Here is a 15253-nt window from a genome sequence, read left to right as displayed (position 1 = left end):
TCAATTAATGTTTTTCCTTCGTTTCTGGCATGAGTACATGGCTCAATACTTCATTTGCATGCGTTACCCAAATGACATTAATATCTTTTACAATATCTTCTTGGCCAACTAAATCGCACTTATTTTTCTGCGGTAAAATCACATGAGGAACGCGATTACGTTTTGCCGTCAGGATCTTTTCCTTAACGCCGCCAATAGGCATCACATCGCCATGAAGATTTAACTCTCCGGTCATAGCAAATTGTGCGTTAATTGGACGCAAGGTCAGCGCTGAGAGAATCGAAGTAAGCATCGCGATTCCTGCAGACGGGCCGTCTTTAGGTATTGCACCAGCCGGAACGTGGATATGCAGATCGTAATGCGTGAACATTTTGCTATTAATATTGAACTCTTTTGAGTGCGCGCGCGCATAACTCATTGCCGCTTGAGCAGATTCTTTCATCACGTTGCCAAGTTGCCCCGTTAAAATCAAGCGGCCTTTTCCTGGCATTGCAACCGCTTCGATGCGAATCATTTCTCCACCATAAGAAGTCCATGCAAGGCCGTTCGTTACCCCAACATGATTTTCTTTATTGACATCATCTTCAAGGAACCGGCGCGGCCCTAAATAGTTTTCAATATTTTCAGGAGCAAAACTAATGGTGCGATTTTCTTCTACATAGCATCGTGCCGCTTTTGAACACAGTTTTCTAATTAAACGCTCAAGTTGACGAACCCCAGATTCGCGCGTGTAGTTAAGCACGAGATCTTTAAGCACATCATCATGGAAATTCAAATTATGATCTTCCATGCCGGCATCTTTAATCGCTTTTCTAATAAGATGCAAGTTACTAATATGCAGTTTTTCATCGAGCGTGTAGCCAGAGAGTTGAATAATTTCCATCCTATCGCGCAACGGTTCTGAAATAGTATCGAGTGAGTTGGCTGTAGCAATAAAAATAACTTTAGATAAATCGAACGGGACGCCCAAATAGTTATCATAGAAGGTTTTGTTTTGTTGCGGATCGAGCACTTCAAGCAATGCAGCTGAAGGATCTCCACGGAAATCAGCACCAATTTTATCAAGTTCATCGATAACAATGACTGGGTTGAGAGATTTTACTTTGCGGAACCCTTGAATGATGCGGCCAGGCATTGCGCCAACATAGGTGCGGCGGTGGCCACGGATCTCTGCTTCATCTTTCACGCCGCCAAGAGAAACGCGGAAACATTCTCTGCCTAAACATTTAGCGATCGATTGCCCAAGTGATGTTTTACCAGTTCCTGGGGGACCAAAAAAGCAAAGGATCGGCGTGTGCGAATCTTGCTTAAGTTTGCGGATTGAAATGAAATCCAAAATTCGTTCTTTAATCTCTTTTAGGCCATGATGATCCTGATCAAGAATTTCTCGCGCGTGTTTTATATCAAGATTATCGGAAGTTTCAGAACCCCATGGCATTGAAAGCATCCAATCAAGATAGGTGCGCGTAACCGATGCTTCCATAGAATCTGCAGCAGTACGTTCAAGGCGGTTCAATTGACGATTAACTTCAACGCGTGCTTCGTCAGAAAGTGCTAGTGTTTCAATTTTTGCGCGCATTTCTTCCACATCTTCTACATCATCTTCGCCAAGCTCTTTTTTTATCGCCTTTAATTGCTCCCGCAAATAGAACTCTTTTTGGGATTTGTTCATCGATTCTCGTGCACGATTTTTAACCCGTTCTTGCACTTCTGCAACCTCAAGCTCGCGGCTCAAAAGCAGATAGATTACCTCAAGGAATTCTCGTAAGGTCGGTTTTTCAAGAAGGCCTTGAGCGTCGACGACCGATAAACTTAAATGAGAAAGAATAAAATCGGCAATTTTTTGCGGATCTTGCATTTTCGAAAGAATGGTATGAAAATCTGGGCTAAACGTTTGGCCTGCAGCGTCCATACGCTCGGTTAACTCTTTGATATTTTTAATTTGCGCGACAACCTCTGCGCTTTCAGGCATATCTTCATGATTTAAAACTTGAACGCGTGCCGATAAAATCGAATTATCGGTTATTATTTCGCTCGCGGTTGCTTTGTGTAAACCTTGAACTAAAACTTTTATACCGCCTTCAGGGATTTTGACCAATCGCATAATAGAAGCGACGGTACCAATCGAGAAAAGATCTTGCGTCCCTATCGCAGTTTCATGGTTATCAATTTGTTTTTTTGAAGCTAAAAGCATAACAAGCTTTGAACCTTCAACAGCTTCTTGTACACCTTTAATAATCCGTTCATCAAGCACCAACAATGGAACGATCATGTGCGGAAAAACGACGACGTCCATTGTGGGGATGACTGGGAGTATATCAGGAATGGTTTCTTTAATATTTTTAGATGACAATGTTTTCATTACACTCACTCCCCCTTATTTGTATTTTACCTAAAACACCGTATACTCATCAGCGCAAATACCGCTTGTAATATTGGTGTTGTCCGTATCCCTTTTATCTTCATTGTAGAGTATGAACACAATTGAAAACAATAATTGCGTGAGAGTTGCCCAAGGGCATTTAAACAAGCGGGTGTTTCTCAATAGAATGATTGTAGCAACATGCGTCTAAAAACCCTTATTTTTCAAGCCGTTAGTAAATCGTTTTCGGGACTGAACCCGTTCACGCTCAATCCGATAACTGCTCGTTTTGAAAAAAATAGGCGTTATGGTGTTGTCGGCCAATCGGGCGCCGGCAAATCTACGTTTATGCATCTTGCAGCAGGCCTTGAACAAGCAACAGCCGGTTATATTAGCTACGAATTTGATAATGGATCGCAGATGCCCGCTTCGTTTGGTGACGTTGGACGACAAAAAAATATTGGGATTGTTTTTCAATCTCCCCATTTGATTTATGAACTGTCAGCCTTAGAAAATATTGCCATTAAATCTATGATTGCAGGCTATTCTCAAACCGAGGCTACAAAAAAAGCTGCACATTTGCTGGAGCTGATGGGTTTGCAAGAATATGCGCATTCATTTCCTCAGGTACTTTCAGGAGGGCAGCAGCAAAGAGTTGCGCTGGCACGCGCCTTAATTACGGAACCTGATTTCCTTCTTGCAGACGAGCCAACAAGCGCACTTGATGCAAAAACGGGCGGGGAAATTATTAATTTATTGTTCGCCTATCAAAAAGATTTTCAATTGGGACTCATCTTAAGTACACACGATCACGCTATTTTATCAAAAATGGATACGATCATCGAAATTACAAGCTCGCGATTAGAAAATTTTCAGGAAGGAAAGGGTTTACCATCGTGAATAGACAAGCAATTCGTCAAAAAACGGTTCAAGTTGCAAGCTCAACCATGATTAGTCGCCTTTTAGGCATGATGCGCGAAGTACTCATGGCAAATCTCTTGGGTGTTGGTGTGATTGCAGACGCTTTTATCACCGCATTCAAAATTCCTAACTCTATGAGAAAAGTTTTTGCTGAAGGCGCGCTCAGTGCGGCGCTGGTGCCCACGTTTGTTTCGTTGGGTAAAAAAGATGATAAAAAAGCGGTCAGCAGTTTAATGACTTTGTCATTACTTATTTTTGAAGGAATCTTATTCGCGATATGCGTTCTGATTTTCTGGAAAGCGGAGGCGGTAATTCGTTTTATTGCACCGGGTTGGTATTGCATTCCACAACAAAGAGAATTTGCGATTTTTGGCATTCCAGTGCTTGATAAAACTATCGGCGCATGCGTCGCTTTTTTAGCACAAGGGCAAGCGGGTGCGCAAGTGGCCTATGCCGTTTCATTTTTGCGACTTTTAATAGGATTTATTCTTTTTTTATCAACAAGCGCGCTGCTTGCAAGTGCTTTGCAGTCGGTGAACGATTTTTTTGTGCCCGCATTTGCGCAGGTGCTCATTAACGTTATTTTTATTGCCGGCATTTTATTGTGCATGTATTTCAATTGGCCAGTAAAAATTCTTTGCGCATTCATTTTATTCAGTGGTTTAGTGCATATGCTTTGGCATCTGATCGCTTATTTTAGAGTAGGTTTTACCCTCGCACCCATCACGAAAAATACATGGGTCTCAATGAGGCAAATTCTCAATAAATTTTTCCCCTGTTTGCTTTCAATGAGCGTTATGGAATTATTACTCGTTGTTTCAACCAGCATTGCTTCCTTTTTGCCTGCAGGCTCGATTGCTCTCGTTTATTATGCAAATCGCTTTATGGGAATTCCGCTCGGTGTTTTTTCTCGAGCATTTTCGACTGTTTTATTTCCCTATTTTGCTCGCGTGGGCACCTACGCTCGTTCGCGCTTGAGCTTTTTTCTTTTTGAAGCGGCAAAGCTTATCTTTTGGGTGATGGTTCCGGTATCGCTTTTGTTTGCCTTCATTTCTGAAAAGCTTTTTTTAACCCTCTTTCTTTCAAAAAAATTCACGATGATTCATGTGCAGGAAGCGAGCACTATTTTAATCATTTTCGTGATAGGACTTTTTTTCTTTTCACTGAATCATATCTTGCTCAATTTATATTACGCATTGCACGAAACGCGCATTCCGCTTTATATTTCGGTAGCGGTTTTAGTGATCGATGTTTTATTAAGTTATTTTATTTTGATGCCTCTTTTTGGCGCAGCCGGCATTGCCCTAACCACGGTGCTTGTAAGCATGATGCAAACCGCGCTTTTTGCTCTGGGATTGAATTATTTTTTCGGTATCGCTCTCTATACGACTCGCTTTGGAGCGTTTGCTATTAAGAGTTTGATGCAATGCACTCTTTTTAGTTTGCTCTTTTTTATCTGCTATTCATTCTGCACGTTATTTATTGCACGTTTTATTCCTGAATGGTCTCATGTTCTTTTGGAGACGATGATTTTTTGGGCGTGGCTCTGTCCTTTGGCGGTTCTCTTTTTTGTACTATTATCCAAAACCCGTCGTTCGTTTGGCATTCACCTCTATTTTTTGGAGTAATCAACTATGAATCGCGAATTTTCTGCGGGCGTCGTCGTTTATTATGAACGTGTAGGTAAACGCACCTATTTATTACTTCATTATGCATCTGGCCACTGGGATTTTCCTAAAGGGCATATTGAAAATGGTGAAAATAAAGTTGAAGCAGCAATCCGAGAGCTCCAGGAAGAGACCGGCTTGTCAGCAAAGCTGGTTGATGGATTTGAAGAATCGTTTGAGTATTTCTTTAAAAATTCAAAAACTCACGAGTTAATTCTAAAAACTGTTTATTTTTTTATCGGAAAAGTGAGCACTAAAAAAGTAATGCTGTCGCACGAGCATGTTGGCTACGAATGGCTGCCGTATAAGGAAGCTATAGAAAAACTCACGTATCCAAATGCAAAAGAATTGCTTAAAAATATGGAACGGTTTTTAAATGATCGAGATGAAAAAAAATAGGGATATCGAGCGTGATATCCCTATTAATATAATTAGTACGATTATTTCTTTTCTTGTTTTTGCTCAGTAAAGAATATCATAGGTTTTTGTGAACTTGATTTTGCTCCACGGAATTTTATGTGAGCATCAGGGCCAACAATAATCTTGTTAATGCCTTTGCTCTCAAGAGCTGAGATTTCATAACTTTCAGAAACCGCGTCTAATCGGCTGTTGTTTGTCGGCAACAGAGAATAAAAAGTGAGTTTACCCTCTTGCTTATTAATGGTGGTAACTAATCGAGCTTCCGTATCTGGCTTAATAATCACTTTCATATTGTTGCCAACGGTATGGATTCCTTTTTGCCCGACGTGGTTAATTAATACTTGCTCATTTGCACCATGCAGCCAAAGGTTGGTTTTTCCAGATTTAGGTTCTTTAACGATAAAACATCCGTCCTGCATTTGGAGTTTTCCGTCTTGATCTCTCTCAAACTGCAATCCCTGAGGTGCAATAGTTACTTTTTTCGAGATTTTGAAAGTATTTTTAGGTTTCAATAAATGTGCCGCAATACTTATTTCGTCATCAAAGTGAACCCATTTATTATCTTCTTTTGGTTCAGGAACAGCTTTACTATTATTTTCCTCAGCAATAACTTTCGCTAATCCAAATGTTACCTGTTTTGGAACTTTTGTTTTTTTTGGAACAACGTTGGTTGCTGCTTGCGTATTAATAGGTTGCAGTTGAGTCGCGCTCTTATTTACGTCCGCTGTATTAAGACGTGCGCGCCCTTGGTACGTTTTAACGATTTTCTTAGAATCATTTTCCATACATAAGGTAGAAAATGAGAATGCGATGAAAGCTAAAAATAATATGTTCATAATAATCCCGTAGTTTCAAAACAAAGATTTAATTTTTCTTATGCTTTTTTGCAGATTCAATATTCTTCAATTTATTCACCGGAGTTGATTCAAAAATAGTCGGCGTGAAATATATAACCGATGATCGATTTATTTTTTTGGGCAATACAGCTATTTGTTCAGTGAGGTGATCAAACACGCGATCGCTGCCAACGTAAACAAATCTGCCATTTGCGAATGTCTTGAGAGCAACATCTTTTGGTTTTCCAGTAGAAAAAAGACTGCGCGCGGTTTGCTGTGTAGTTACAGGAGTAACACGAGCAAAAAGACTTGCTAACGGGTTATTGTTATTAATAGTGATTGATGTTTTTGGCGAATAAAGTGTTTCTTTTTTATCATCAAGTGTTTTTGTTACTCTTACTTGGGGAGATGTTTTGCTTGATTGTTTAGTTTCAAACTTGATAGCAGATTTTTCTTGCTGTAAAGCGCTTACTTTTTTGGGAGTACCATCTTTTTTCACGCGTAATCCAGGGATACTGTTATTGGGAATAACAAAAATCTGCTTATCTCCCTTTGTTTGTATGCCGCCAAAAACAAGAACAGGATCTATCGCTATAGGATTTTCATCTTCATCGCAAAATTGAACATTTTTGTCGTCAGGCATTAATGCCTTAAAACCATTAAGTTCTCTGACGCGCGCCGCTTGCACGTATTGAAATATCTTATCAACGATGCCAGGGTGACCATCTAGTTTTTTGACTATTGCCAATCCATCATTTGTAGATTTATTGTTGGTGTTCGGATTTTCCATAGAAAAAATAGATAAATGCATCATGAATGCACATATCAGTAATAAATAGTTCATAAAAATAACCCCATATAAATAATTAATATTAATCAAGAGAAGGACACTGCAATAATTGCGAATCTGGCATCAAAGGTTGTTCATTATTTGACCGATTAGAACCTATCTTCTTGTCTGCGCTCTTTAAATGATCTTGAGGGTTACCGATAGGAAGAGCAGAAAACTCAAATAATAATGATAATGAAAAAAACATAACCAACATTTGAAACTTAAGTTAAAAGGCTCGGGCCAACGTAAAATACCAATGTACGCATGCTTTATTCATAATAATTGAATTAAAAAACAATGTCAAACTGGCTACATTTTTACATAAATGACAAATATGAAATTAGTTTATTTCTATAAAGTCGGGCTATTAGAAAACTTTTTACACGCTAAAAAAGCGGCGCAAAGCTAAATAGATAACTATAGTTATAAAGAAAGAAGATTCCTTCAAAAAGAATAATAAGAAAAGACGGCACTTTTTTAGTCAAAAAGGTGCTGAAAAATCAGGTGAATAGCGATAGTAATAAAGAAAGTCGTAATCCTGGGATGAAATAAAAAAATATGAACACAAAAAATTGAGGAAGAGAAGACGATTCGTTAAGAAGAGGCCATGCCAATCGAAGTTTTTGAGCGCAAAATGCTCAGACAGACGTAAAATTGGTGGCGGGGGCTGGATTCGAACCAGCGACCTTTGGGTTATGAGCCCAACGAGCTACCAGGCTGCTCTACCCCGCGTCAAACTTGTTTTTCAATTTTCAAAACGCTTATTTGCAATATCTTATTGAAATGCGCTTTTGTACTGGTAATAGTACGCTTTTTTTGTTCTTTGTCAACAGGTAATCGGATTTACTCTCTAAGATTATACAAACTGTAGCGATTGCGCGCGTGTGCGTGATGCTTAAATGGGCAATTGGAGCTGTTTTAAGGTGTGGAAAAAATGTTGATATAAAGAAAGTCCAGTCGATTCGCATAGAAGGAGCGGTATCGGTTTCTTGGTAAATTTCACATTTTTTAGCAACGGTTAAGAGCAAAAATGGCTTTTGTGGTCTCAGGTTTGAAAGCGCTTTATAAAGTGCTTCTTTTGCTGCAAACCGGGCGGCAAATCGTTCAGCGCTTTTTGCAGGGATCGATGTGCAATAATCGATTTCGCGCTGACTGAAAAATTTGAGTAATTGCCGGTGTGTAAATTTGTCCCAATCTAAAAAACGTTCGATCTCTGCTGAATCGATACCAATGCCAAGGATCATGAACGCATTTTCTCCAGCGTTGCATCAAGCGATCTATAGAATATAGCTTCACGAATGTGAGGCATTTCAATTACGGCTGAGCTCTCAATATCTGCAATTGTTCGGGCAACTTTTAATATTTTATGATAGCCGCGCATACTTAGATGCAATTTTCCAAAAGCTTGCTTTATCAGATGTTCCGCTTCGGCGGTTAAGACGCAAAATTCATCAATCTGTTGCGAGGTCATGTTGCTATTAAATTCATGCTGATTTCCAAATCGTTTTACTTGAGCATCGAGTGCTTTTTGAACACCAGCAAAAAGTTCGGCAGAAGTAAGTGCAGGGGCATCGGTTTTCTTGAGCGTATCGTAATCGAGTGATGGCACATTGATTTGCAAGTCGATACGATCTAAAAGAGGGCCCGATAATTTCGCTAAATAATGTTCTATTGCGGTGCGCGAGCAGTGGCAATTTCGTTTTGCATCGCCAAGAAATCCACAAGGGCAGGGATTGAGCGCTGCAATGAGTAAAAATGACGCAGGAAATGTAACGCTTTGATTTGCGCGTGAAATGCAGACCGATTTATTTTCGAGTGGTTGGCGGAGCACTTCAAGCGTGGTGCGCTTAAATTCTGTAAGTTCATCCAAAAAGAGAATGCCGTTATGTGTTAAGCTTATTTCTCCCGGCTGCGGGAATGAGCCTCCACCTACAAGCCCCGCTTGCGAAATGGTGTGATGCGGATTGCGAAATGGACGAGCGGTAATTAACTGTTTTTGCAATTTACCGCTCACCGAATACACTTTGGTGGTTTCTAAAATTTCTTGAAACGATAATGGCGGCATAATTGAAGGGAGCCGTTTTGCAAGCATCGTTTTGCCAGATCCTGGCGGCCCGATAAATAAAATATTATGCCTGCCTGCAGCGCAAATCTGCAAAGCACGTTTTGCTTGATGTTGCCCTTTTACTTGGCCAAAATCTAAATCGCCCCAAATGGTATTTTTAGGAACATACGAACTTTGGGTTGGGGCAATTGATATTTCCGCGCGCAGAAATGAAATTATTTCGACAAGATTTGAAACACCAATCACTTCAATACCATTAATAAGTGCTGCTTCGTGCGCATTTTCTTTGGGAACAATTAATCTTTTTTTTCCTAATGTTTGAGCATCGAATGCAATAGGCAATGCTCCTTTTATGGAACGAATGGTTCCATCGAGCGAAAGTTCTCCAATAATAAGTGTTTCATGCAAAAATGCCGATTCAATTTTTATTAATTGTGCCGCTGCCAGAATTCCAATTGCGATCGGCAAATCAAAAAGCGTTCCCTCTTTTTTTAAATCGGCGGGCGCTAAATTTACGGTAATTTTTCGTTCGGGCAATCGAATGCCGCTATTTTTGATTGCAGTTGCAATGCGTTGCCGGCTTTCTTTAATAGCAGTATCGGGCAATCCTACAATAAAGAATTGGAGCATGCCATAGGAAAGATCGACTTCTACCTCAACCAGATGTGCTTCAATACCAATCGTTGTAGCTGAAAATATTTTTGCATGCATAATTTTTTGTATTCCCTAAGCAGCAGATGCAATAGAATTAGAATCCATAATAAACATGATTTATAATTTTAGCAAAAATAAAAAATCTATATCGGTTCAGCCTGAATTACTTTCCGGGTTTTTGCGATTTATAACAAGGCAGAAAGTTTTATTGTAAAATAAGAAAAAAGGACGATTGAACAGAATGCTGGAAATGAAAAAGTAATATTCGCTTTTGAACTAGAAACTTTTTTTGATGACGGGTCAAGAATCATTTCTAAATGTGCACCGACAAACGATGGGCAGCAATAATGCGAAAAATAATGGATGTTACTACTTTTCGGCCCTGCGTAACTGCTTGAAAAAAAGAACGGGAAACTAAAATAGGTTTTTTGCACGAACGCCTTTTCAAGAAGTTCGATAGAATCAATCGCAGGGATTTCTAAATTAAAAGCGGCGACTCTTTTTCGTATCGCAAGATAATGAAGAGAAAAGAGCAGTAATGCAATTGTGAGCCCGCTCGCATCACGTGAAGTTAATAAGCCATTTTGGAAGTAAAGAAATTGAAATGAGACGACGAGTGCAGTGAGAAAAAGATAATTTTTCATTGCGCTCTCATTTTATAGATTTTTATATTCCTGCGCTTGAAGACATAGGAACTGCAATCGGATTTTCAAACGCTGAATCAAATTCAAATTCATTGAACTCTTTTATCATCGTATAATTTTGTACCGCTTTTTCTACGCGATGTTGATAGTACCAATGGTGATACAGCGAATTATAGATGCTCCAGATTATTCCTGCTGCGCTTAATGCAGCGCACGGGATTGCAATAACGATTCTTCTTGTATCATACGAGCTATTACCGCAATTCTCAGTTTTTGATCCGTGGTAGCAGCCAGCGAGCCCCAAAAATGCGCTTAAAAGGCCAATGGTACGATAGCGAAACTGCCACTTATCAATACCTTCTTGGCTCGTTTCACTTTTTTGCTCATCGGTTATTTCATTTAATTTGATTCGCGCAGTATGCACCGCATTATTAAAGAAATATTCTTCTTGAAGCTTTTTACGAGCAATATCAAGCGCCTGATTTAGTTTGTGGATAACGTTTAAATTCCTCAAAGTAAGTGAAGAAATATTTGATTGAATTGCATCGATCAATTTAAGCAATTTATTATAGGCAGCCAATTCTGTTTGGTAGCGCTGAAACGCTTGCTGATATGCTGCAGTATCAATTTTTTGTGTAGAGCTTTCTTTATGGCTCATTTTGATATCTTTTGCATCGCGCCATAACAACGTGATCATATTATCCGATTTTTGGGTACTGGTAGTTTCTACAAACTTAAAATCGTCTTTGCTTGGCGCTACTGGAAGCTCAGGTAAATTAACGAGTATTGCAGAAATTCCCTTAGAAATTAACGAAGGGTGGAGCTGATTGATACCATCAACAACGTGTTCATGATTTTTGGTGGGCAAAGAGTTGTAGACATCCCGCAAATCAATTTCCTGTACATGCGCTGAAACTATCGAATGCATCACAATTGAAAAAAAGAGCTTTATTTTCATTTTTTCCTCATTAAAAGAAGAGATAAAGCTATTTTAGCAGGTTTTTAGAGAACAGGCGAATGGAGGGTTATGACACAAAAAAACAAAGGGCAGCGGTGAGCTGCCCTAGGGTCTTTATCCGTGAGACTTCGCTAAAACTGGAGATTTTCAAATTTCTTAATAAGTTCAATATTTTGATTCGCGTTTTCTGTTCGCCGTTCATAATGATGGATGTGGTTATTCGACGTCAAAATAGTGCCAATTGTTCCCAGCGTGCCAACCGCTACGCCTGCTCCGCTTAAAACTTTGACTTCTTGTCCGCCATAAACCACTCCAAGTACCCCAACGGCAGCAAGTGCTCCCCATGCTAATGCGCATTTGGTGTAGTAATGATACCAGCTTTCCAATCGTGGGGAGGTCGTTTCAAATTTTTGCTCAGCTCGTGCTTCACCTTCGCGAACTTGCGCGGTATAGGCAGCGTCTTTTAGAAATTGGACGAGTGATGATTTTTTTTGCGCTAGATTTAAATCGGGGCGAGTTTCATTTATCTTTTTAAGCAACTCAAGATCTTGTGTTTTTACATTTTTCAAAATATCCATAGCAAGATAATATCTTTCATGGTAAACGGCTGCTTTTTCTTGGAAAGCATCCATATCTTTTTTGTATCTTGCATAATCGTATTCTGTCGAAACCGATCCTTCAGTGGTACGTAAATTATCTTTGTGTGAACCGCCTGCGCCGTTAGAATTGAGCATTATTTCAGCGTTTTTCATGCGAGCTGTTGTTTTAACTTTTTTATAATTTTCCAGTTGAGGGCGCACCGGTGCTTCTGGAACAGTAACAAGTAATTTTACCAAACTATGAGCTAAGTTATTGTGATCGATTACTTCGATGTTTTCAACTACCGCTTTCTGATCGTGCGTTAGGCTGTTTTTTATGTATCTCAAATCTGCAACTTTCGCATTTAGAGAAAAAGTTGCGATCAATGCATAAGCATAAGATCGTGTTGCGTGAAAATTCATAATGATCCTCATAATAGAAATGCTGACGTGCTATTAACAGCGAAAGTATAATTTAACCTGGAAAACTTTTCAATTTTGCGGTGGGTTTGAAATCTAGAAAATATAAAAGGTTGAAAGCAGCCACAGTGGTACTTTTTTAAATTTTGCGTAAACTGGTGCGTAACCAAAAAAATGCATGCATAGAGGAGACGGGTGAATGATGCTTCTGTTTATTCTTATGATTTTAAACCAGGCCTTGAGTTTGCATGGTGCCGCTGATCCAATTGTTGATTTTTCCTACCGCAATCTTGCTTTCGTCATGGAAGATGGCAAGACATCTTCATTGAAAATCATTGGAGATACGCAAGTTCCGTTCGGTTATTCATCAACCGTGTATGTAAACGGGCAACAAGTTAAAGATAACCCGCTCCACGATAAAGAGGTAAGTTTCTTTGATTTATTGCTCGATCAGCCACTTATCGTTACTAAAGATGAACCCAGCACGCTTTATCATATTGTTTCAGCTCCATCGGGCCCAGTATTATCGATTAATAGCATCGAAGGAATATGCGATGCGGGAACGAACGAAAATGGCCCATTGCCAATCGATGGCATAATCGGGCTCAGCATTGGAGCTTCAGGAACGCAGGAAAATATAGATCACGATTATTTTTTTGCTGCTGTAAAAGGGCATGGCGGTCAGTTTGGAGAAATTGGCGGTGGTATTGCAGTGCTGCGGCTTGATCGCGAAATCGGTGTGACGATGGTTCGGAATGAAAAAACAAATAAAGAAGAACCACAGCCATACATAAAACGTTTTTATTTTAATCCATTGGATGCGCACAATGGCAAAAGTAATGGAAACTGTGCCTATCCGATCGACAATCGTGAAATTGGTGCAACTGGCCTTTCGATTAAGGGTGGCTTGGATCGCTTAATGCCAAATGCGATAGATTTGCACTGGGATCACCATCTGAGGCGCCTCTTTATTGCAGTTCAATCAACAACGAAGAGCAATGCCGCTTGTGATCAGGGCAGTTGTGCGTTGCTGGTGGGCAGATTAGTTGGCGATCGTTTATACATTGAGCCTTTTGTATCGCATGAATCTCTTGCGCAACTGGGCGATACGCCATTCAGCGCAATGGGTTCATCAAAAAAAATAAGTTTACACAAAGTTCGAACGCTCAGAACATCAACCGGATCACTTTATTTAGTTATGGTTGGCGGTAATGGTGGCCCAGAAGAAACCAATAAGAAGATGTTTGCATTTCCTATTGTGGATCGATTGTGGAACGCAGCTTTTTCAGAATGGAGCGAAAATCCAGAGCTTGGAACGTTGGCAAATAACCAAACGGTTATGAGTCCGGATCGGGGATTTGTATTTGTAAATAAATTTGCACAAACGATGCTCGATACCGAATCAATTACCATCGGCGCAGGAGCGCAACTTCCTGGCGCAATCGTGGATATGAAAACTGTGGGTGATTCGGTGTGGGTTGCCGTACGAGGAACGGACGAGAATGCGCATGGGCTTTTTGCGTCAGATCCCATTTTCGATCAGCAGGGCCGCATAGTTTCATGGACACCATGGAAGCGCTCTTTCCCAACAAAACAGCAACCAATTAAATTTACGTATAACGATGAGCATCGCGTTCTACAAATAATTGGGATTGATGATACAAAGGCGCTGCATCCTTACAAATCTTCATGGTTGCCTGCGGTAGATAATAGTCAATCCAGAGAACAACAAACAACGTTTACCTTAGCGCGTGAGTTTATGAATTCATTCTCTCCTGCCTTGGGTGGTGTACAAGCGGTCGCGTTCTTTGATAAAAACAGTCCCGGAATGGTTGTTAACGATAATCACGCCGGTTTAATTGCAGCAACCGGATACCAGAAAGTTTTTCTTGGGCTTACGGGCCGCAAGTGTGCGCCACTGCATCATGTTTTTGAAAATGATGTGCTGAATGATCTTGGGCCAATAACGTGCATAACATCGGTTGCAGTAGATGAAACAACATTGTTAGTTGTCGGCGGCATTAAAGGGCTTGCTGTTCTTTGCGATAAAGATGGCAAAGGAATTTCTGCGCAAGCAACGTTTGAAGATTTCTTACTTGAAAGTACTCACGAACGATATTCATGGAAAAAAATTGGCACAAATCGTGGTATAGAAAAGTTAATTTCAGGAGATGATTGCCTTTTTGTGATGACGCGTGCCGCACTTGAACGGCTTGAGCTTTATCCGGAAGCGATTATTAAAAATGAACTTTTATCGACGCGAATATTTTCAGCAAAAGAATATACAAAGGGCACTATTACCGATGCGATAATCGGGAAATGTGGCGCTATTGTGGCAACAACGCGTGGTTTATTTAATACGATTCCTGGTGTTTCTTTGCGCGTTGTTCAGAATGCACAAGATTGCAAATGGCAGTCGGTGGCATTACTCGAGGATAAAACGATAACAAGCCTTTGCGCGGTATGCGCTGCCGATTACACGCGTTCTGACGAAAAAAAACAAATTTATGTTCTTACCGGTTCGGTGCTTGAAGCTAATTCGTTTGTCTATCGTTTTTATTATATAAACGGTGAATTGAAAATTATTCCATATAAAGAGGGGCAGGATGTCCTTCTCAATTGCAAAGCGCATCGCCGTACTATTTTAGTTGAAGGATCGCATCTTTTGATGACGCAAGCTGCCGGCCGAGGAGTGGCGCCATTTTTTCAGGTTCATCAATTAATGATTCCTGGGATGCGCTTAGGATTACACAAGACGAATAATACTTTTGTACCAGCTTCAGGGCCGTATTGGACAGAGATCGATCATACTGTTTTTGATACGAGTACAGGGCGATTAATGCTGTGCGGAAACGGCGGTATCTATGTACGCGAATAGAGATTTTAGCGGGCGAGG

At 40.2% G+C, this 15253-nt stretch carries 12 protein-coding genes and 1 tRNA gene; 4 read left to right on the top strand and 9 right to left on the bottom strand.

Annotated elements, in window-relative coordinates; translation table 11 throughout:
• Positions 1–4: 4 nt before the first annotated feature.
• The gene (gene lon / locus VHO47_04915) at positions 5–2362 is read right to left on the bottom strand and encodes an endopeptidase La (GenBank protein ID HEX2978433.1); all 2358 of its coding nucleotides are present in this window, start codon (positions 2360–2362) and stop codon (positions 5–7) included.
• A gap of 201 nt (positions 2363–2563) precedes the next feature.
• On the opposite strand from lon, the gene VHO47_04910 reads away from it, so the two are divergent.
• Genes VHO47_04910 through VHO47_04900 form a run of 3 tightly spaced genes read left to right on the top strand, consistent with a single transcriptional unit; the run spans position 2564 to position 5349 of the window.
• A complete protein-coding gene (locus VHO47_04910) occupies positions 2564–3262 on the top strand; it encodes an ATP-binding cassette domain-containing protein (GenBank protein HEX2978432.1) in 699 nt (232 codons plus the stop codon).
• Positions 3259–4911, top strand: a complete 1653-nt coding sequence (locus VHO47_04905) for a lipid II flippase MurJ (protein ID HEX2978431.1) — start codon at positions 3259–3261, stop codon at positions 4909–4911. Before VHO47_04910 ends, VHO47_04905 begins: the two co-directional genes overlap by 4 nt.
• 6 nt (positions 4912–4917) lie before the next feature.
• Positions 4918–5349 carry a bis(5'-nucleosyl)-tetraphosphatase gene (locus VHO47_04900; GenBank protein HEX2978430.1) on the top strand — a complete coding sequence of 144 codons (432 nt, stop codon included), beginning with the start codon at positions 4918–4920 and terminating at the stop codon, positions 5347–5349.
• A 41-nt stretch (positions 5350–5390) separates the two neighbouring features.
• On the opposite strand, the gene VHO47_04895 is transcribed toward VHO47_04900, so the two are convergent.
• The 8 genes from VHO47_04895 to VHO47_04860 all read right to left on the bottom strand — a co-directional run bounded on the left by VHO47_04895 (position 5391) and on the right by VHO47_04860 (position 12360).
• Complete coding sequence (locus tag VHO47_04895; protein HEX2978429.1) at positions 5391–6206, bottom strand: hypothetical protein; 816 nt, start codon at positions 6204–6206, stop codon at positions 5391–5393.
• Positions 6207–6234: 28 nt separating this feature from the next.
• Positions 6235–7050, bottom strand: coding sequence for a hypothetical protein (locus tag VHO47_04890; GenBank protein ID HEX2978428.1), 816 nt, complete (start codon positions 7048–7050; stop codon positions 6235–6237).
• A gap of 643 nt (positions 7051–7693) precedes the next feature.
• A tRNA-Met gene (locus VHO47_04885) sits at positions 7694–7770 on the bottom strand.
• A 29-nt stretch (positions 7771–7799) separates the two neighbouring features.
• Entirely contained in the window at positions 7800–8282 is a 483-nt protein-coding gene (locus VHO47_04880; protein ID HEX2978427.1) for a 4'-phosphopantetheinyl transferase superfamily protein, read from the bottom strand.
• Positions 8279–9814 carry a YifB family Mg chelatase-like AAA ATPase gene (locus tag VHO47_04875; protein HEX2978426.1) on the bottom strand — a complete coding sequence of 512 codons (1536 nt, stop codon included), beginning with the start codon at positions 9812–9814 and terminating at the stop codon, positions 8279–8281. The genes VHO47_04880 and VHO47_04875 overlap by 4 nt, the downstream gene beginning before the upstream one ends.
• Positions 9815–9942: 128 nt before the next feature.
• Positions 9943–10401 (bottom strand): hypothetical protein, encoded by a 459-nt coding sequence (locus VHO47_04870; GenBank protein HEX2978425.1) that lies wholly within the window; start codon positions 10399–10401, stop codon positions 9943–9945.
• A gap of 22 nt (positions 10402–10423) precedes the next feature.
• Positions 10424–11359, bottom strand: a complete 936-nt coding sequence (locus VHO47_04865) for a hypothetical protein (GenBank protein ID HEX2978424.1) — start codon at positions 11357–11359, stop codon at positions 10424–10426.
• 131 nt (positions 11360–11490) lie between these two features.
• Entirely contained in the window at positions 11491–12360 is an 870-nt protein-coding gene (locus tag VHO47_04860) for a hypothetical protein (protein ID HEX2978423.1), read from the bottom strand.
• 196 nt (positions 12361–12556) lie between these two features.
• Here VHO47_04860 and VHO47_04855 point away from each other — a divergent pair, with 196 nt between their 5' ends.
• A complete protein-coding gene (locus VHO47_04855; protein HEX2978422.1) occupies positions 12557–15235 on the top strand; it encodes a hypothetical protein in 2679 nt (892 codons plus the stop codon).
• The last annotated feature ends 18 nt before the right edge of the window (positions 15236–15253 follow it).

The sequence above is a fragment of the Candidatus Babeliales bacterium genome (genome assembly GCA_036260945.1).
Classification (GTDB): domain Bacteria; phylum Babelota; class Babeliae; order Babelales; family JACPOV01; genus JACPOV01.
This window is presented reverse-complemented; position numbering and strand designations above follow the sequence as displayed.

Bases quoted from the DNA above. Each gene is read 5' to 3' on its own strand.
- lon (HEX2978433.1), bottom strand. From the start codon at position 2,362: ATGAAAACATTGTCATCTAAAAATATTAAAGAAACCATTCCTGATATA.
- VHO47_04910 (HEX2978432.1), top strand. From the start codon at position 2,564: ATGCGTCTAAAAACCCTTATTTTTCAAGCCGTTAGTAAATCGTTTTCG.
- VHO47_04900 (HEX2978430.1), top strand. From the start codon at position 4,918: ATGAATCGCGAATTTTCTGCGGGCGTCGTCGTTTATTATGAACGTGTA.
- VHO47_04895 (HEX2978429.1), bottom strand. From the start codon at position 6,206: ATGAACATATTATTTTTAGCTTTCATCGCATTCTCATTTTCTACCTTA.
- VHO47_04890 (HEX2978428.1), bottom strand. From the start codon at position 7,050: ATGAACTATTTATTACTGATATGTGCATTCATGATGCATTTATCTATT.
- VHO47_04880 (HEX2978427.1), bottom strand. From the start codon at position 8,282: ATGATCCTTGGCATTGGTATCGATTCAGCAGAGATCGAACGTTTTTTA.
- VHO47_04875 (HEX2978426.1), bottom strand. From the start codon at position 9,814: ATGCATGCAAAAATATTTTCAGCTACAACGATTGGTATTGAAGCACAT.
- VHO47_04870 (HEX2978425.1), bottom strand. From the start codon at position 10,401: ATGAAAAATTATCTTTTTCTCACTGCACTCGTCGTCTCATTTCAATTT.
- VHO47_04865 (HEX2978424.1), bottom strand. From the start codon at position 11,359: ATGAAAATAAAGCTCTTTTTTTCAATTGTGATGCATTCGATAGTTTCA.
- VHO47_04860 (HEX2978423.1), bottom strand. From the start codon at position 12,360: ATGAATTTTCACGCAACACGATCTTATGCTTATGCATTGATCGCAACT.
- VHO47_04855 (HEX2978422.1), top strand. From the start codon at position 12,557: ATGATGCTTCTGTTTATTCTTATGATTTTAAACCAGGCCTTGAGTTTG.